The 16,228-nt window shown below is 58.5% G+C and carries 20 protein-coding genes; 11 read left to right on the top strand and 9 right to left on the bottom strand.

Translation table 11 applies throughout. The features are described 5' to 3' along the window. Positions 1-10 precede the first annotated feature (10 nt). The 3 genes from ACR3FE_RS03955 to ACR3FE_RS03945 all read left to right on the top strand — a co-directional run bounded on the left by ACR3FE_RS03955 (position 11) and on the right by ACR3FE_RS03945 (position 1,563). Positions 11-151, top strand: a complete 141-nt coding sequence (locus ACR3FE_RS03955; protein ID WP_458205629.1) for a hypothetical protein — start codon at positions 11-13, stop codon at positions 149-151. Positions 152-989: 838 nt separating this feature from the next. After that, entirely contained in the window at positions 990-1,352 is a 363-nt protein-coding gene (locus tag ACR3FE_RS03950) for a DUF6908 domain-containing protein (RefSeq protein ID WP_458205627.1), read from the top strand. Continuing rightward, a complete protein-coding gene (locus tag ACR3FE_RS03945; RefSeq protein ID WP_458205625.1) occupies positions 1,267-1,563 on the top strand; it encodes a DUF7344 domain-containing protein in 297 nt (98 codons plus the stop codon). The genes ACR3FE_RS03950 and ACR3FE_RS03945 overlap by 86 nt, the downstream gene beginning before the upstream one ends. 1,026 nt (positions 1,564-2,589) lie before the next feature. Here ACR3FE_RS03945 and ACR3FE_RS03940 read toward each other — a convergent pair. Beyond that, positions 2,590-4,305 carry a hypothetical protein gene (locus ACR3FE_RS03940; protein ID WP_458205623.1) on the bottom strand — a complete coding sequence of 572 codons (1,716 nt, stop codon included), beginning with the start codon at positions 4,303-4,305 and terminating at the stop codon, positions 2,590-2,592. A 384-nt stretch (positions 4,306-4,689) separates the two neighbouring features. Here ACR3FE_RS03940 and ACR3FE_RS03935 point away from each other — a divergent pair, with 384 nt between their 5' ends. Next, positions 4,690-4,836 carry a hypothetical protein gene (locus ACR3FE_RS03935; RefSeq protein WP_458205621.1) on the top strand — a complete coding sequence of 49 codons (147 nt, stop codon included), beginning with the start codon at positions 4,690-4,692 and terminating at the stop codon, positions 4,834-4,836. Positions 4,837-5,132: 296 nt separating this feature from the next. Beyond that, positions 5,133-5,522 carry a pyridoxamine 5'-phosphate oxidase family protein gene (locus tag ACR3FE_RS03930; protein WP_458205619.1) on the top strand — a complete coding sequence of 130 codons (390 nt, stop codon included), beginning with the start codon at positions 5,133-5,135 and terminating at the stop codon, positions 5,520-5,522. A gap of 42 nt (positions 5,523-5,564) precedes the next feature. Here the strand turns inward: ACR3FE_RS03930 and ACR3FE_RS03925 are convergent, their stop codons facing one another. After that, positions 5,565-6,614 (bottom strand): deoxyhypusine synthase, encoded by a 1,050-nt coding sequence (locus ACR3FE_RS03925; protein WP_458205617.1) that lies wholly within the window; start codon positions 6,612-6,614, stop codon positions 5,565-5,567. Positions 6,615-6,958: 344 nt separating this feature from the next. Then, on the bottom strand, positions 6,959-7,720 hold the full coding sequence (locus ACR3FE_RS03920) for a Nif3-like dinuclear metal center hexameric protein (RefSeq protein WP_458205615.1): 762 nt from the start codon (positions 7,718-7,720) through the stop codon (positions 6,959-6,961). 517 nt (positions 7,721-8,237) lie between these two features. Between ACR3FE_RS03920 and ACR3FE_RS03915 the strand changes: the two genes are divergently transcribed. Together ACR3FE_RS03915 and ACR3FE_RS03910 are read left to right on the top strand one after the other, a co-directional pair. Continuing rightward, the gene (locus ACR3FE_RS03915; protein WP_458205613.1) at positions 8,238-8,849 is read left to right on the top strand and encodes a metal-dependent hydrolase; all 612 of its coding nucleotides are present in this window, start codon (positions 8,238-8,240) and stop codon (positions 8,847-8,849) included. Between the two features lie 24 nt (positions 8,850-8,873). Continuing rightward, on the top strand, positions 8,874-9,374 hold the full coding sequence (locus ACR3FE_RS03910) for a GNAT family N-acetyltransferase (RefSeq protein WP_458205612.1): 501 nt from the start codon (positions 8,874-8,876) through the stop codon (positions 9,372-9,374). Between the two features lie 21 nt (positions 9,375-9,395). On the opposite strand, the gene ACR3FE_RS03905 is transcribed toward ACR3FE_RS03910, so the two are convergent. The 5 genes from ACR3FE_RS03905 to ACR3FE_RS03885 all read right to left on the bottom strand — a co-directional run bounded on the left by ACR3FE_RS03905 (position 9,396) and on the right by ACR3FE_RS03885 (position 12,055). Next, the gene (locus ACR3FE_RS03905; protein WP_458205610.1) at positions 9,396-9,731 is read right to left on the bottom strand and encodes a HalOD1 output domain-containing protein; all 336 of its coding nucleotides are present in this window, start codon (positions 9,729-9,731) and stop codon (positions 9,396-9,398) included. A gap of 60 nt (positions 9,732-9,791) precedes the next feature. Continuing rightward, positions 9,792-10,445 (bottom strand): helix-turn-helix domain-containing protein, encoded by a 654-nt coding sequence (locus tag ACR3FE_RS03900; protein ID WP_458205608.1) that lies wholly within the window; start codon positions 10,443-10,445, stop codon positions 9,792-9,794. Positions 10,446-10,596: 151 nt separating this feature from the next. Next, positions 10,597-10,827: a DUF7385 family protein gene (locus tag ACR3FE_RS03895; protein ID WP_458205607.1), complete on the bottom strand. Its 231-nt coding sequence runs from the start codon at positions 10,825-10,827 to the stop codon at positions 10,597-10,599. After that, entirely contained in the window at positions 10,824-11,435 is a 612-nt protein-coding gene (locus tag ACR3FE_RS03890; RefSeq protein ID WP_458205606.1) for a GNAT family N-acetyltransferase, read from the bottom strand. Before ACR3FE_RS03890 ends, ACR3FE_RS03895 begins: the two co-directional genes overlap by 4 nt. Next, positions 11,432-12,055: a GNAT family N-acetyltransferase gene (locus ACR3FE_RS03885; RefSeq protein WP_458205604.1), complete on the bottom strand. Its 624-nt coding sequence runs from the start codon at positions 12,053-12,055 to the stop codon at positions 11,432-11,434. The genes ACR3FE_RS03890 and ACR3FE_RS03885 overlap by 4 nt, the downstream gene beginning before the upstream one ends. Positions 12,056-12,232: 177 nt before the next feature. Here ACR3FE_RS03885 and ACR3FE_RS03880 point away from each other — a divergent pair, with 177 nt between their 5' ends. Further along, a complete protein-coding gene (locus tag ACR3FE_RS03880; protein ID WP_458205602.1) occupies positions 12,233-12,985 on the top strand; it encodes a bacterio-opsin activator domain-containing protein in 753 nt (250 codons plus the stop codon). Positions 12,986-13,116: 131 nt separating this feature from the next. Continuing rightward, positions 13,117-13,314 (top strand): HalOD1 output domain-containing protein, encoded by a 198-nt coding sequence (locus tag ACR3FE_RS03875; RefSeq protein WP_458205600.1) that lies wholly within the window; start codon positions 13,117-13,119, stop codon positions 13,312-13,314. Here the strand turns inward: ACR3FE_RS03875 and ACR3FE_RS03870 are convergent. Further along, positions 13,311-13,763: a pyridoxamine 5'-phosphate oxidase family protein gene (locus ACR3FE_RS03870; protein ID WP_458205599.1), complete on the bottom strand. Its 453-nt coding sequence runs from the start codon at positions 13,761-13,763 to the stop codon at positions 13,311-13,313. The genes ACR3FE_RS03875 and ACR3FE_RS03870 overlap by 4 nt on opposite strands. Before the next feature lie 210 nt (positions 13,764-13,973). On the opposite strand from ACR3FE_RS03870, the gene ACR3FE_RS03865 reads away from it, so the two are divergent. Both ACR3FE_RS03865 and ACR3FE_RS03860 read left to right on the top strand, forming a co-directional pair. After that, the gene (locus tag ACR3FE_RS03865) at positions 13,974-14,642 is read left to right on the top strand and encodes a DUF998 domain-containing protein (protein WP_458205597.1); all 669 of its coding nucleotides are present in this window, start codon (positions 13,974-13,976) and stop codon (positions 14,640-14,642) included. A 70-nt stretch (positions 14,643-14,712) separates the two neighbouring features. Continuing rightward, positions 14,713-16,182, top strand: coding sequence for a replication factor C large subunit (locus tag ACR3FE_RS03860; protein ID WP_458205595.1), 1,470 nt, complete (start codon positions 14,713-14,715; stop codon positions 16,180-16,182). Positions 16,183-16,228: the final 46 nt, after the last annotated feature.

The raw sequence follows: 16,228 nt of genomic DNA, 5'->3' as shown, positions 1-16,228 counted from the left end.
TGTGGAGGTGATGAGAATAGCACAGGAGAAAGTGACGCCATTTCGTGGCCGTGATGGTCAGGTAGCGGGTGCGTTGTACGTGCTGGATGCCGACCAAGTGGCGGAATTACGGGAGTCTGGAAGCGTCACGATTGAAGCGCGTGTCGAGTAAGCCGTACTGTTTGAATCGGAGACAGGCAGGCCGATGAGTGAGCCAGTATGTGGGTAGCACTCATCGGTATGTCCTCAGTGGTTCAGTCGCTATCGGTATGCGAGTTCCACGCGGTCGTAGATCGGTTCCAGTTTCCAGCCAGCGGATAAGATTGACATACTGATAAAAAGATGCGTTGATACTGTGTGTAGACGGTGATACGTTAGGATTTCATGACTCAGTAGCACAGACGTTCGACGAAGAGAGTATTCAAAACGCGACGTTCGACCATCTGATACAGGTTGACTCTGTTGGTGTTGAATGGGGAACGTGCGGGATTGATACGGATGCATGGGATCGGTGGACGAAACACGGCAAGGACAGACTGTATATTAATGACCGGCGGCTTGACGGGTTTTTCTCCTTACGCCGGGGGCAGTGTTCAGACAAGTCACAGGACGAACTCCGTGCGCATGACCAGTACCGGCTTGTGCGGTCGAAAGGCGGCACGCTGATAACGCGGAAATGGTACGGCACGTGGCGCGTCGTGCTGGTCTATATCCCGTAAATTGTGCGTTGGTGCGAACGTGGCCCGTGTGCTATGCGTGCTGGTGGTATACAGGTAGTATAGTAGTCGGTAGCGTGCGAACGCTGTATTGACCGGTGGGACGAGGGCTATGCGTTCGTGACGGGTGCGGGAACGAGTGCTGAGTGAGTTGATCTGTGTTTCACTGCGGGTGCTGTGGCGAACGCTGGGCGGTGGTACACAGGGGCGGGTTCTGAATCGAGTCTTGTATCCGAGGTATGCTAGTATTATATAAATATTGATTTCCTAATAGGCATTAGATGTTTGATTGACATGAAAACGATTTGCAGAATTTTAGACGCGAGGGGAACGACCCCCGACGAGATGGACGTAGAAGAAACCTATACGATTGAAAACGACGGCTACATGGACTTGGTGATTGAGAAAATCGGTGAGTCCCGGCTCAGTGTCGCCCATTATTACACGCAGTATGATGACCTGATGAGTGACCCTGAAATCGTGTTCGAGGTCGAAGACGATGAGCTGGTGCCAGTGCGGTACACCCAGCATCCGCATGTCCACCAGTACGATGAAACCGGGTTAGGCCGGAGTGTGCAGGACTTTTGTATGCAGTGGCGTCAGAACCTTGAGAAACAGGGTTTTGTCGAAGCCGCACGAGGAGGTGCGGCCCGATGAGCTTGTCAGCCATCTCATTCAGGAGGACACCTCGGTGACCCCTGACGATACGACGTGGGTCAAACTCGAATTGCACCACAAACACCTTCCGAAGCTGGCTGCGGCCGGCGTCATTGACTATGACCGGCGGGATGAAACCGTTCGGTATCACGGTGGAAAGACGCTTGAAGACGCTGTGGCGTTCGCAGCAAACATAGAACACTCACAATAGTGATAACAACGTGGTCAGGGGAAGCATGCCACGAGAACCCCACCGCAAAAGAACACGGATGGACGGTTCAAACCCGTTCGTATTCGATACGTATCCGGGCGTCACCGACGAGTGTTGCCGTGGATTGCCTCGCGATGGGTCGTCTTCAGTCACTGGTTCTCGTGGGTCGATATCGAACTCGTAGAGACCGTGCGTGTAGCGACGAATCTGCCATCTCATTCGCGGCTTGCTGTCTTCAACCACGTTCGCGGCCACAGCGATTCCAGTCGGCGTCTCTCTGCGTGCGGTTCGTGTTGTTTTCTTTTCCAGTTATTTTTCGAGTAGGTACCGCATAACAATACTCAATGCGGTCTTTGGAACAACTGCGAGCGTGGCAGGAAACCCGCTGGCCTATCCCTGCACCGTTCGAGCACAGTGAGCGAACCAACGCCTGTCAAACCGCCATGTCGTCCGTCTGGTCGTGTTGCATCGTCCCTGGCACGACCAGACAACTCGCCTCACGGGGATTTCCGGGATGAGAACGGGTTGCTTGTTGGTAGAAGCACCATCGATGTCCTACCTTGGGTCGTCGATGGCGGCCACCTCGTGGCCTCGGTGGTTCGATTCCACCCCCGTTCGTGCTTTTCGCACCCTTGCTGTTCTTCATAGTGGGTACTGTCGCTGCCGACACCCCCCGTGCTCCAGCGTGAACGCCAGGCGTTCGAGTGCGAGGTCACGCAAGTGGGGGAACGTCCGTTACAGCGCCCCGACTGGCCAGTTGTCTTCTGGTCTTCAGACAGCAACCAACAGGGGAACCCTCTACTCCTCACCCAGTGACGCTCGCGTCGGGATCTTCCTGCTTGTCCTCAGACAAAACCTGCAATCGTAAGATGCCTCTCCTATTCTGGTTTCATCGACCCTTAGCTAGCCGCTAAAGCAACAAATTTAAAGAATTCATCTCTCAACGTCTAGCTCCCGAATCAGTACTTGAATATCTCACTACTGTAGGAAACTCTCGCCAAAAACGATGGAACGAAGGGGATGCCGTCAGGCTACCCACAGGAAGTCCAGGAACGTGCTCAGCGACAGGTCGCTGTGCTTAGTCCCACTTTTTCCACACTTCTTTTTCTTTTTCTTGCACTTCTTTCCTTTCTTGCCGTGGTGGTGGCCCTTCTTTTTCTTCTTGCCGTGGTGGTGGCCCTTCTTTTTCTTCTTGCCGTGGTGGTGGCCCTTCTTTTTCTTCTTGCCGTGGTGGTGGCCCTTCTTTTTCTTCTTGCCGTGGTGGTGGCCCTTCTTACCTTCGTGGTCTTTCTCTCCGTTCTCACTACCACTTTCGTTGACTGCGGTTACTTCGGCCGCCTGGATGTTCTCGTTCACCTGGTAATTAAGCTGTTCTGCCGTTGCATTGCCGTGGTTCACAGCGAATGCAACTGCACTGAACTGCTCGTTGACGTTCAACTGCTGAATAACCTGCGTCTGCGTAATATCGACACTGGCCGTCTGCTGGGTCCCCTCATCGTAAGCAACCGCCCAGGATCCGTCGCCCTTCGCGTCCGTGCCGCTCATCACCTTGCACGCCTCGTGATGGCTATTATCGACGTTCACTGCGGTTGCTTCGGCGACCTGCGCGTTGAAGTTCGCCTGGTAGCTGGCCTGCGTAGCCGTCGCCTCACTGTCCTGGAGCGCAACGGCGACGGCCGCATTCTGCATGTTGATGTTTTCTTGACCAACCCTCTGCACCTGCGTGATGTCCGCTGATGCAACCTGGTTGGACTGGCCGTCCCCGTCCTTCGAATGCGTTATCTCGACATCCGAGACATCAGCCTCGATCTTAGCGCTCGCTGTGACCTCTTCAATCGACTTCGGGTCGACGTTTATCGCGGTGGCATCGGCAATCTGCTGGTTCACGTTGTACTGGCAGCTGATCTGCCAAGCTTTTGCGACACTGCCGCTGCCGACGGCGATCGCAACGGCGACACCCTGTTCGTTGACGTTGACCTGTGTAACGTCCTGGGACTGGATAACCGACGACGAGGCGGTCTGGGAATCACCGTCACCACTGTTTGCCGCCAACGCTTCAGCAGACTGGTAGTTGTTGTTTTCCTGGTAGCTCCGCTGGTACGCTCGCGAATAGCTACTGTCCTCCGCGATCGCGACAGCAGTACTCTGACTATTGTAGTTGAATTGCTCGACCTCTTGGTCTTGCTCAATCGTCGCCTCAGCAGACTGTTCGCTCTCGTATGTATCGTCGCTGACGACCCACCCAGCGAACTCCCGGCATTCTGTCTCTTCAGCGAAGACGATGTAGACGTTCTTGACGCCCTCGAACTTCTGCTTCTCCGTCTCCGTGCCTGCGTTTATTGACTGGGCACTACCAGCCTGCGTGTTTTCGTTGTTCTGGTACGTGCGCTGGATGGCTTCTGCCTGACCGCCGTTGATGGAGATTGAGACAGCGTTACTCTGCTGGTTGACGTTCAGCTGGGAGACGTTCTGGTACTGGATGACTTCTGACGACGCCTGCTGTGACTTCGCGTTGAGGTTGCCTTTGTTGTCCTCAACCCACGACTCAAGGTCGGTCGACGATGTGTCCAGGCCAAATAGCAGGTAGACACTGTCCCCGTCCACATCCATTACGTCGTTCGACTGCGCGCTCGCACGGCCGGCAAAGTTGGTAAGAACACCAGCACCCATTCCGGCTGCGGCGACTCCTTTGAGATAGCCTCTTCGTTTAAGCTTACTGCTACGGTTATTGGTTTCTTCCATGGTGCGGTATAGTAGAAGGCGCATTCATATTTTGTTATAAGCCGTCTGCTCTCAATACTACTGTAGTAGGCGTTAGCTATACTATCATATGTAGCAAAAAAATAGTGATCTGACTGTAATTCTATCTCCTCAGGTAGTTTCCTGTGGATGGAAACCGCTGTTAAAAATGCGTCACCGGCGACGCCTTTCGATGCCGACCGACCGGGGAGAGAAACATTGATCCAAGCCCACGTACTCCATCCATGATGAAATCCCGGGCATCCGCGCTATTTCCGCTGTAACCAGTGATTACTGGCCAGTAACCACCTTAGTGTCTGCTTCGATGAAGGATAAGCAGGTGCGTATAAAAACCACTTCTCCCCATACTGGGTAGCGGACGAGGCGATGCGGGCGGCGCGGCGGTCGTTCCGCCGGGAGCGCAACGAAGTGCGTCAGGAGTTGATTACGGTTCAGCAGGAGTTGCAGGCGATTCGGGATGAGTCGCAGAGTTTAGCGCAGGTCGTCGAGGCGGTGTTGGAGGGTGAGCGGTAGTTGTGGCTCTGTGGACAGAGGGATCGGCACGCCGCGGGTCGCTGAAACAGGGGAGTGTGCTAACTGGTGGGTGGAGAGTGTCCAGTTTTTGGGCGGTGAATCGGTTGTTTTTTTGTTTTTTGGGAAATAGCTGACGTCAGAAAGTCGGCCTCGGCACTCATAGGGTTCCTCACAACCAGCCGCCACGCCGGTTCAGAACACGTGTCTCGTCATCGGCCACCTCGAACTACACATCGGAGCACAAAAAGACCCACAGTACACGAAGACACTTCCTTCCGGCCATCGTTCCTCCTCACATGACGAACCCACTCCCCGATGAAGCCGAAACCCTCCTCTCCGAGGAGTCGGTCATGGCCCATCTGGCATCGAGTTCCGACGACCGCCCGCACGTCGCGCCGGTCTGGTACCATTACGACGACGGAACGATCTCGGTTCTCACAGGCGGGCGGAAATTGGCGAACATCCGGAAGAACCCCCGCGTCGCCGTCTCTATCCAGCAGGACACCGACGGGAAAGCGGAGTGGATGGTCACGGTGCAGGGGATGGCCACGGCCGTCGAGGACGACGAAGAGACGCTGGCGGCCGCCGCCCAAATCAATCCCCGATATGGTGCGAGCGAAACCGAGTACCCAGAGAACACGCTGGTTCGAATCGAGGTCGGGTCGGGGACGTTCACCAGATACTGAGCCGCTCGCCAGCGGCGAACCGCTGGCGAGCGGCCCATCGACTCACTCGATCCGCTCTCGCGCCGCCGCGACGACCAGCGGAAGCGTGATCGTCGCGTCGGCATACACACTCACGTTCCGCGCCGCCTTCTCCAGTTTGCCCCACGAGCGCGCTTCGTCCAGCGTGGCTCCCGAGAGGCCACCCGTTTCGGGCGGATCCATCGTCAACTGGACGCCGTAATCGTAGGCAGAGGGTGAGACGAGCATCGTCTGGAGGACGTAGTTCTTGGGGACGCCACCGCCGACGACCATCGCGCCGGATTTCTCGGCCTCGAACGCGAGGTCGGTAAGGTGGGTCATGTCCTTCAGGGCGTCCAGGGTGAAATCGGAGGTCTGGGAGTACATCCACGCCTGTAGGCCCAGCACCGAATCCTGCACTGCAGGACAGTAGATGGGGACGTCGTTCTCGTAGGCTGCCGCCGCGATTCCAGCACCCTCTTCGATGCCCTCGCGGTCGTTGACCTCGCTGTTGGCCCGCCCGAGTTCTTCGGTCATGCGCTGGATGCTCACGGTCTCCTCGATGTTCGGGAAGACCTCCGAGCGAAGGTGGGATTCGAACAGCGCGAAATGTTCCTGTGGCAGGTAGACGTTGTAGATACGGTCTACCTCCTCGTCTCGCAACTGTTCGTCGTGCTCGCGCATCGACTTATCGTGCTGCTCGTCCCTCCCATGATGGTGCTTGCCGCCGATGGCTTCGATGGCGTCGTGGGTGAGGTTCGCGCCTGTGGTCACCAGCGCGTCGATGTAGCCGTCTCGGATGAGGTCGGCGACGATTCGTCGCATCCCGGTCGGAACCATCGCGCCCGCGAGCCCGAAGAAATTGGTCACGTCGTCGCCAAGCATCTCGGCATAGATGTCCACGGCTTCGTGGAGATTCGCCGCGCCCACGCCCGCCGAACCGTACTCATCAGCCAGTTCGCCGACGGTCATTCCTGCCCGCACTTCCGCGTGGGCGATGGGGTCGTGATGGAACTCCTCCCGGTGGACGTGATGCTCGTCTGCGTTATTCCCACCATGCTCGTCGTGGCCTGCCTCGTCGTGATCGTCGTTCATACGCCACTCTGTCGTGTGCAGGTGGTTCAATGCCCCGATTAGAAACTGTGTTGCCGACTGCCACGAGGGCGCGCGTGACGCGGGGTCAGACGCCAGAGACGCTTCGATCAGCCGCAACCCGAGGGTTCGGCTATCGGGGGCCGGTCGGCGACGGCCCGTGTCCTGCGAGACTGGGACGTGACCCAGATGGTCCCGGCGGCCCTCTCGGGCCGTTGATACCCGCAGGACACGTCCGAACTCTCGTCGCCGCCCCTTTTAATACCTCCTCTTTCGACGAAATCGTATGACGAAATCGGAAAATTCAGTGACAGTAGTGCGGTATTTCAGGACTGACAAAAGGGTACTTACAGTCCGGTTGGCGCGTCGATGAACGTCGTTTCCAGTCCCCACTCCTCGGCGAGCGACTGAAGCGAACGCACACCGAATGTCTCCGTGGCGTAGTGACCCGCCAAGAAGACGTTGATACCCGCCTCACGCGCTTCGTGGTAGACCTTCTGTTTGCCTTCTCCGGTGACCAGTGCGTCCGCACCGACGTCGATGGCTTCGTCCAGCCAGTCGACGCCGCTTCCGGTGACGATGGTTACGTCTTCGACCGTCGTGGGGCCGAAATCGAGTGATCGAACTCTCTGTCCGCCCGTATCGAGGTGGTCTGCGAGAACGTCGTGCAGTTCTTCGACCGTGAACTCGCCGCGCCCTCGTTGGCCGATGTGTTCCGGCCCCATCTGACCGAAGGGTTCCCGGGCGTCGAGGTCGAGCAGTTCTGCGACTCCCGCCGCATTGCCGAGTTCGGGATGTGCATCCAACGGGAGATGTGAAACGTACAGTGCAACGTCGTTCTCGACGAGCGGTGCGATTCTGCGGTACTGTCGACCGGTCACGCGTTCGATGCCACCCCACGAGAGTCCGTGGTGGACGACCAACACGTCCGCTTCCCACGCTATCGCTTCCTCGATGGTCTGTTCTGCGGCGTCTACTGCTACCGCGATACGCTCCACGTCTCGGTCGTCGGAACCGACCTGAAGACCGTTCACGCTGGCGTCTACGTCCGCGAAGTCGCTCGTCCGGAGGCGGTCGTCGTACCGTTCCGTGAGTTCGGCGAGGTTCATACCTCGTAGTGGGCACGCTGGCCGCTTGTATCCCCGCCTTTCTTTCCGCTACTGTCGTGGTTCCATGTCCGTTCTGCCACTACTGTTAAACGGCGCGATTCTCTATCTTCATTCCCCGTTATGGGGGACGAGCGGTACTGAGGTGTCTTACCATGGGCAAATTCCGAAAGGCTATGTTCGCGTGGCGACGCCTGCCACGTCGATTCAGGCGACGTATCGTGAGCAAACTTCGGCGCGTGTTCTGATGGTGACCCCGCGCCGCTCGGATTTCAGACGGCTGAAAATGCCGCGAAACGCCAAGCTTTCCACTACGGATTTTTTCGTCTTACTCCAACGTCTTCACTTCTAGTGTCGGGTATCCAAAGCATTGATCACCCCGAGCAACGATCGAATAATCCCCGTAAGCGCGACACACCGAACCCCGTCGCCGAATCAACGTGACCCTTCGAAAGTACGGCCCCCTTACGTCGTTCGTCAGGGGAAAAACCATATCTTCAAAGCTCTCGTCCAATCTTTGATGCCATCGACGGTCGTTCACGTCGCGGTGGCAGGCTTACTCGCCACGTCGCTGCTCGCCGACCACTTCGATGGGCGTGCGGCACTGGTGGTGTTGGCCGCCGCCGCGTTCCCAGACCTCGACACGCTGGTGGGGTTGTGGGTTCCGGGGGGACACAGGGCGGTGTTACACACCTTGCTTCTTCCAGCAGGGGTCGGCGCATTCCTGCTCGCGGACAGAGCAGGGCGAAACTGGATTCGCAGGCGGTGGGGGGAGTACGGTGTAAGGGTCGCGTGGGTCAGTCTCGTCTCGCTCCTCGTCGCGGGTATCGGTCTTGACCTGTTCACGAACGGTGTGAACGCGTTCTATCCGGTTCACGATCAGTTCTACAGCGTCTCCGGTGAGGTCAGCGTCTCGAACGAACGCGGACTCGTCCAGACGTTCGTAGAATCGAAGGCACGCGGATCGACGGAGACGACACACTACCGAACCGGGTTCGATCTCGCACGCGGCCCCGACCCGAAGGCGAAAGAGCGCGTCTTCCCGATCGTCCAGAGCGGGCGACAGCTTCTGTTCGGCGTGATGAGCTTCGGCATCCTCGGCTTTCGGGTCTGGGAATCGCGCAAGAAGTAAGCCCCCGTCGCACAGAGTGCAGGCATGGAGACTGGAGGCACGGAGATTCGACCCTACGACTCGACAGATGCAGAACAGTTGTGGGAGCTCAAACGCGGTTTCGAACTCGGACTCGGTGAGGGAACCGGTGGTGACGACAAGGCGGAACTGTATTCGGGAAAGATGACAGAGACGTACCGCGAGCAGTATCTCGCCTGGGTCGAACGATGTGTGGGCGACGACGAACGCTGTGTCACGGTCGCGGACACCGGCGACGGATTGGTTGGTTACGTCTTCGTCCTTCCAGACCGCCTCTCGTTCATCTGGGACGCCGCCGTTTTGAACGAACTCTTCGTTCACCCCGACCACCGTGGAACCGGCGTCGCAGACGACCTGATGGACGCTGCCGTCTCGTTTGCACGTGACCAGACTCTCCCGCTCGACCGGCTAGTGCTCGACGTCGACCGCGAAAACGACCGTGCACAGGCGTTTTACGACCGCCACGGCTTCGAACACTGGGGTGAGATGGTCGCCCGAAAGCTGTGATGTGGCCCGACCGATGGCCGCCTATCCGGTCGTTTTTTCCCGAACCGTGACCGTCACGATTTCTTTTCTTTCGACAGTCACCTCGTAACCACAGTATGGAAACGTTAGGGATCCAGTCGCCGGTGCTCGATCCCCTGTCGTCCGAAAGAGGGTATCGAGTGCATCCGGATTTATCCAGTCGGAGAGAGGTTCGAGCGCCTCGCTCCGGTCGTCGGTTATGCTGTTCGGAATCGCATCTCGTCCTGAGAGCGTCGCTACTGCGGCTAGTACCGCTTCACTCGGCGTTTCGTCCGGTTTCGATCGATAGCAGAACTGGTTCCCATCGTCGACATCTCGTGATGAACTCCCGGCGGACATATTGCTGATTCAACGTTCCGGTTCGACTGGGGAAGTCAGCACCGTTGGTCACTCAACACCTTAAGTACTCGAGCGAGAGGCGAGCGTGTGGCGGAGCAGGTTGGCCTGTCCACGCCGGAAGAGCGTCGAGAGGGCCTGGTCTGAGATGTCGAACTCGGCGGCCAACTCCTCCAGCGACGTTCGTCGCGGGACGTCGAAATACCCTGCGTCGAGGGCGAACAGCAAGACCTCACGCTGACGGTCGGTGAGTCCGTACGGTCGGTCGCTGACCGTATCTGCCCGATAGATGCGCTTGAGTCGAAACGAGAAGTCCCGTTCTTTGAGTTCCGTATGGAAGGAGAACAACGCTTCGCGGTCGGGAATCCGGGCGCTGATCTGAGTTCCCCGATCCGAACCTCTCACTTCGAGAAACGTGATATCGTGCTCGACTGCCACTGGATACATGAGTTCGTCTCTTCCAGCTTCGGAGAGCGTCACGCGGTACAGACGCCGGTCGGAACTCGTGGCGAGGACTTCGATGCTTTCGACGGTCGAGTCAGTCGGTAACACATCTTCGAAGGTATCGAAGTCATCGCTACTCACCCAGCAGATGAGTTTCGGCAGTTGTCCGGCAGGGAGTTGGACGTCTTCGATCTCGGTCTCTAACCCATCGATCGCTTGCCGGGTCTCCTCGAATATCGGCGTTCGAACGTCGAATTCTGCGATGAGGTTCATTATCGTCGTTGTCTTTCAGCTTTGGAAACAGACCGTTCGAGGTAGTTCGTCGCTGTCGGTGTAGACGTGGGAGTGTATTCAGTACTCCGATTCATATAATAGATTTTATATATCTGCGGAGGTAGGACCGATGTGCTTGACCCGTTGGATGTCAGTTATGCGTGAGGAGTAGCGTTCGATCATCTTCTCGAACCACACAAAACCGCATCGACCCGGTGGGGCTGAAGCTGTGTTCGCGCTTCTCGGTCACGAAAAGATCTCCGAATGGCTCACCACAGGCTGGGCAGGCCACCGAATCCCGATTCTCGAACAGCGTGGAGTGCCCGGCGTCCTTCTTCAGCTTCAGCCGGTGACGGATCGCGTGGATATCCATCCCGGTCATATCCCCGTATCACGATTGGTCTTCCACTGCTCGCGCGAGATTGTGTAGCGATGCGAATCGAACGTCGTCCCATCTGGTCGAGTACCTGCGTTTCGGAACAGGACGTCGTGCTGGCCGCCAAATCGTTCGACGTACTTCTCGATGGCCCGGCGCGATTTCTCGTTTCCACCTTCGTGGGTCACGGCTACGAGTTCGAGGTCGAGGCGTTCGAAGGCGAGTTCCAGGAGCGCGGCGGCGCGCTCACCCGAGTAACCCCGACCCCAGAATCGCTTGCGAAGCCAGATTCCGAGACTCCCCGTTTGTCGTTCCCAATTGACTTTCAGGCCAGTGTTCCCCGCGAACTCACCAGCACCGTCTTCACCTTTCCGTGGGCGGAGGACGTAGCCTGTAGTCTCGCCCGCATCCCACGCTTCCTCGCTGTCAGTAATGAAATCGAACGTTTCTTTCGGCGTGGCGTGGGGTTTCCACGAGAGATACTCCGTCTCCTCGTCGATGGCTTCGCGGTGCGAGCAGAGCCGATAGTATTCGAAAATATCGACGTTCTCGTGGCATAGTCGTTCGAGCACCAGTCGCTCGGTTTCGATTTGCTCGGGAAAGAGGTCGGTCACGGTTGGTCACCCTTACAGCTCGATTCATCCTCACGGCTCGTCTTCCACTGCTCGCGCGTGACGGTGAACCGGTGTGAGTCGAGCACCTCGTCACCGTCCGGGCGCCAGTTGCGGAGGATACCGTCGTACTGCCCGCCGTGGTATTCGACGTACTTCTCGATGGCACGGTGGGATTTCTCGTTTCCATCGAGATGCTCGACCGCGACCAGTTCGAGGTCGAGTCGGTCGAAGGCCAGTTCCATCAACGCAGTCGCGCGCTCGCCCGAGTAGCCGCGGCCCCAGAACGGTTTGCGGAGCCACAGGCCGAGGGTACCCGTCCGGCGCTCCCAGTCGATGCCGAGACCCGTCGTGCCAGCGATCTCACCCGCCTCCGGTTCGCTCTCTCGCAGGCGAATCACGAACTCTGCACCCTTCGCTTCCTCCCACCGCTTCTCCGCCCAGTCGATGAACTCTTTCGTCTGCTTCGGCGTCGTATGCGGCTCCCACGAGAGGTATTCCGTGATCTCGTCGATGTTCGGCGCATCGTGTGCCGTGTGTCGGTAGAGCTCGAACACATCGACGTTCTCGTGGGTTATCGCTTCCAGTACGAGACGTTCCGTCTCGATGCGCTCGGGGAACATACTCCGGACGACACATCACGAGGCTAAAAATTTACTGACAGTTTGTGACCGATCCGCAAGCAGATCGCATCCTGGGGTTGGACAGAATTCCAGCGCGGAATCTCTCAGAAATCGGGATGGTTCACGTTCACAGCCCTCACAGAGTGCCTAATCGTCTCCGAACCCTACTCGGATAAGATGGCCCCCCACCGAACACACCGGGACGAGACCGTCGAACTCGAATTTTCTCTCCACGACCAGCGGTGTTTCTTCGTCGCCGCGTCCGACCGGGCGGAGTGCGAACTCGTGGGTGAGGAGGCGCTTCATCGGACGGACGGCAACGTCCTCGAATATTTCAGTGTTCGGGGAGCCTCCCCTGAAACCGTTCTCGATATCGCCGAGGAGTTGCCGACCGCGAATCACGGGAGAACCGTCACCCGGAGACAGGACGAGGATCTGATGGAGTTCGTCGTCACCGGGCCGTGCGTTGCGGCGACGCTGGCTGACACCGAAGCCGTGATAAAGCGAGCACGAGCCGTCGACGGCCGCGCCACGGTCGTCGCCGACGTACCACCACACGGAACGGTTCGAGAAGTCGTCGAAACGTTCGAGACGAAACATCCCGATTCCTCGCTCGTCGCTAAACGAACGCTCGGTGAGAGTGTCCCGGCCCTTTCAGATGGGGAGCAGACTGCCCATCTGCTGGAGGATCTGACCGAGAAACAGCGTGCTGCGGTCGAGACTGCAGTACAGTGTGGCTACCTCGCGTGGCCGCGCGAGAGTACCGCAACCGAGTGTGCTGAGGTGCTCGGTGTGTCGCAACCTACGTTCAGCCAGCACCTCTGGACGGGGGTCGAGAAGCTATCCACCGCGATGTTCGACGAAACTGGCGTCGAAAACGACGGTGTGTCGAATGACGAATCGTCCGGTGCGGACGATGGAACCGAGTGACGAACCGTTCGACATAGGCAGTACTGTCAGGGTCGTCAGGTCGTAACCTCGAACGTCGAACCAGAGAGTCACGCATGACGGATAACGATCGAGCGACAGAAACGAGGTATCGAATCCCTGTTGGTGAATCCATGACCCACCGAGTTGTCGCCGCAGTCGCCGACGAAGCGGATACTCGAACCACCGAACTGCCGCCGCTGTACCATAGCATCGATCCGGATGCACTCAACGAGATGGTCGAACGTGGCGGAAACGACTTCACCATCTCGTTTTCCTTCGCTGGATACGAGGTGCTCGTCGATGGTGACGGGTCGATCGAGATCGGTTAGGAGTCGTCCGAAGGGGTCTCTTTTCGACTTGTCATCTCGTCGGGGTCGAGATGGAAGAACTGGAAGGAGACTTCCCTCGAACTACGGTCGAACACGTCCACGAGCGGAATCTCGATACGGCGCATCCCTTGCGTCACGTCCGAGTCGATGTCTTGTTCGGCCACGTCTGCCAGTTTCCCAGTGACGACGACACTACGCCACCCGCTTTCCGTCTGGTCGTAGGTGACGAACGTAACCGGGCGGTCGATGATGTCCGCTTTCGCGCTGTCTGGGCCGAGTGCGAGTCGGAAGTAGAAGTGCTCGCCGGTCGCGTCGTACCCATACGATACCGGCAGCGAGTACGGTGACTCGTCGGTTCCCGCTGAAAACGAGACGACTCCCGTCCCTCCTCGCCCCAGAAACTCGCTTCGTTCCTCGTCGGACATTTGAACCGTGCTGACATTACCCATGAGATAGTATACCACTCGACGGGGGAAAAAGATATGGTGGGGTTTCCCCGACGAGGGATGCGATTTTCTCGAACCGAACACTCTCTTTTCCGAGATATAACTCCCTGCGAATCAGTTTAGAACGATTCGTTCGGTACTGGTTCTTCGGAAGTGGTAGTCATCGTCTGGACTCACGTTCACGGGAGGCGAATCTCTACTCGGTGAACAGCGATGACTGAACTAACGGCCTACGAAGGGGCCACCGGGACGATACGTGAAACGGTAGCCGACAGCCGACAGCTTGCAGGGATATTCTTCTTCGCGCTCGCGGCGCAGTTCATGACCGTCATCATGCTCGCGGCAGCGACGATTCCCGGATACGACTTCAATGCGGCTGCCATCAGCGACCTCGGCGTGTTCAGTGCAACCGCGCTGTTGTTCAACACCTCGCTGGTCGTCGTCGGTATCTTCAACATCCTGGGCGGCTACTTCTTCTACCGCTCACACGGCAACCGCTGGCTGATGGCCATCTTCGCGCTCGCCGGTATCGGAGCCATCGGTGCGGGTGTCTTCACGCTCGACAATCCGACCGGGGTTCACGGCCTCTTCGCGCTCCTGGCGTTCCTGTTCTTCAACGTCCAGGCGATCGGCAGCGGCACCCGACTGACCGGGCCGATGAAGGCGATTTCGATACTCGCAGGGCTGCTCGGAATCGTCTTCGTGGTGCTCATGGCGCTCGGTGATGGCGGCAACACGGCACTCTTCGGTCCCATCGGCCACGGCGGCACCGAACGGATGATCGTCTACCCGCCGATGATGTGGCTGCTGGCCTTCGGTGGCTACCTCCTCGGCAGCCGCGAAGCTGAACCGGGACGAGCGCACGGTGAATCTGCTGACTAGTGCGGAGACGACCCCAGTGCCCAACCGCTCTCCGCAATCACTAAACGCACCACATTCTTACATCGAGTCAATGGTAGACTGGACGGAGAAGTATCGTCCGAGCACGCTCTCGGAGGTGCGCGGGAACAACAAGGCCCGAGACAAACTGCACGAGTGGGCCAAGACGTGGGACGAACACGGTGACGCCGTCATCCTCCACGGCAGTCCCGGCGTCGGGAAGACGTCGGCAGCCCACGCGCTGGCGAACGATATGGGCTGGGCGACCATCGAGTTGAACGCCAGCGACCAGCGTACCGGTGACGTCATCAAGCGCGTCGCGGGTGAAGCCGCGAAAAGCGGCACCCTGACCGGTGGCACGGCAGGCAGGCGACTCGTGATAATGGACGAAGCGGACAACCTGACACACAACGCCGACAGAGGTGGCTCCCGAGCCATCACGGAGGTCGTAAAATCCGCGAGTCAACCCCTCATCCTCATCGCGAACGAGTTCTACGACATGTCGAACTCCCTGCGGAACGCGTGCGAGACTATCGAGTTTCGTGACGTATCGGCCCGCAGTATCACGCCCGTTCTCCGCGATATCTGCCGCCAGGAGAACATCGAGTTCGAACCCGCCGCGCTGGAGGCCATCGCAGAGAACGACAGCGGCGACCTGCGCTCGGCGGTGAACGATCTCCAGGCGGCCGCCGAAACGGACGGCCACCTCACCGAAGACGACGTGGTGACGGGCCAGCGCGACACGACGAGTGGTATCTTCGACTTCCTGGACGACCTCATCAAGAAACAGGACGCGGAGGGTGCGCTGAAAGCCTCCTACGACGTGGACGAGACGCCGGATAACCTCCTCAACTGGATCGAGGACAACGTTCCGAAGGACTACGATGGTGGCGAACTCGCCGACGCCTACGGCTACATGGCGAACGCAGACCGCTGGCTCGGGCGGGTGCGCGCCACGCAGAACTACCGGTTCTGGCGCTACGCAAGCGACAACGCGACCGCCGGAGTCGCCGCGTCACGCCGCGGGAAGAAGAGCGGGTGGACGCGCTACGGCCCGCCGAGTTACTGGCAAAAGCTCGGGAGTTCGCGGGGCAAACGAAACACCCGCGACTACATCGCCCGGAAGATCGCCGAGCAGGGCGGCGTCAGCATGAGCACAGCACGCCGAGAGGTCATCCCCTACCTCGCGGAGATGACCCACCACTGCAAGAATCGGGAGTTGACGGTGGCGATGGCGGCGCGCTACGATATGGAGGAAAAGCACGTCGCGTTCGTCACCGGCAGCGGAAAGGACACGAAGAAAGTCCAGCAGATCGTCGAAGACGCCGAGGAACTGAAGGAGAAAGCCGCTGTCGAGCACTCTGGTGGAGCCTTCGAAGGCGGGTTCACGTCCGACGAGTCGGGCGATGGAGAATCAGGTGACGATGAATCGGACGACGAACCGGAGATCGAAGAAACGGAACCCGACGAACCGGAAACCGCGAAAGCTGAAGACGAAGCTCAGTCGGACGACGGCCAGTCCGGTCTCGGCGACTTCATGTGAGGCGAGCGGCGTTTTGTACTGAAACGTACTGATTTGTACTATCTTG

The organism is Haladaptatus rarus, from assembly GCF_054177585.1.
This window is presented reverse-complemented; position numbering and strand designations above follow the sequence as displayed.

What these genes read in the sequence shown, in the direction of transcription:
- ACR3FE_RS03955 (WP_458205629.1), top strand. Translation starts at nt 11, where the DNA reads ATGAGAATAGCACAGGAGAAAGTGACGCCATTTCGTGGCCGTGATGGT.
- ACR3FE_RS03950 (WP_458205627.1), top strand. Translation starts at nt 990, where the DNA reads ATGAAAACGATTTGCAGAATTTTAGACGCGAGGGGAACGACCCCCGAC.
- ACR3FE_RS03940 (WP_458205623.1), bottom strand. Translation starts at nt 4,305, where the DNA reads ATGGAAGAAACCAATAACCGTAGCAGTAAGCTTAAACGAAGAGGCTAT.
- ACR3FE_RS03935 (WP_458205621.1), top strand. Translation starts at nt 4,690, where the DNA reads ATGCGGGCGGCGCGGCGGTCGTTCCGCCGGGAGCGCAACGAAGTGCGT.
- ACR3FE_RS03930 (WP_458205619.1), top strand. Translation starts at nt 5,133, where the DNA reads ATGACGAACCCACTCCCCGATGAAGCCGAAACCCTCCTCTCCGAGGAG.
- ACR3FE_RS03925 (WP_458205617.1), bottom strand. Translation starts at nt 6,614, where the DNA reads ATGAACGACGATCACGACGAGGCAGGCCACGACGAGCATGGTGGGAAT.
- ACR3FE_RS03920 (WP_458205615.1), bottom strand. Translation starts at nt 7,720, where the DNA reads ATGAACCTCGCCGAACTCACGGAACGGTACGACGACCGCCTCCGGACG.
- ACR3FE_RS03915 (WP_458205613.1), top strand. Translation starts at nt 8,238, where the DNA reads ATGCCATCGACGGTCGTTCACGTCGCGGTGGCAGGCTTACTCGCCACG.
- ACR3FE_RS03910 (WP_458205612.1), top strand. Translation starts at nt 8,874, where the DNA reads ATGGAGACTGGAGGCACGGAGATTCGACCCTACGACTCGACAGATGCA.
- ACR3FE_RS03905 (WP_458205610.1), bottom strand. Translation starts at nt 9,731, where the DNA reads ATGTCCGCCGGGAGTTCATCACGAGATGTCGACGATGGGAACCAGTTC.
- ACR3FE_RS03900 (WP_458205608.1), bottom strand. Translation starts at nt 10,445, where the DNA reads ATGAACCTCATCGCAGAATTCGACGTTCGAACGCCGATATTCGAGGAG.
- ACR3FE_RS03895 (WP_458205607.1), bottom strand. Translation starts at nt 10,827, where the DNA reads ATGACCGGGATGGATATCCACGCGATCCGTCACCGGCTGAAGCTGAAG.
- ACR3FE_RS03885 (WP_458205604.1), bottom strand. Translation starts at nt 12,055, where the DNA reads ATGTTCCCCGAGCGCATCGAGACGGAACGTCTCGTACTGGAAGCGATA.
- ACR3FE_RS03880 (WP_458205602.1), top strand. Translation starts at nt 12,233, where the DNA reads ATGGCCCCCCACCGAACACACCGGGACGAGACCGTCGAACTCGAATTT.
- ACR3FE_RS03875 (WP_458205600.1), top strand. Translation starts at nt 13,117, where the DNA reads ATGACCCACCGAGTTGTCGCCGCAGTCGCCGACGAAGCGGATACTCGA.
- ACR3FE_RS03870 (WP_458205599.1), bottom strand. Translation starts at nt 13,763, where the DNA reads ATGGGTAATGTCAGCACGGTTCAAATGTCCGACGAGGAACGAAGCGAG.
- ACR3FE_RS03865 (WP_458205597.1), top strand. Translation starts at nt 13,974, where the DNA reads ATGACTGAACTAACGGCCTACGAAGGGGCCACCGGGACGATACGTGAA.
- ACR3FE_RS03860 (WP_458205595.1), top strand. Translation starts at nt 14,713, where the DNA reads ATGGTAGACTGGACGGAGAAGTATCGTCCGAGCACGCTCTCGGAGGTG.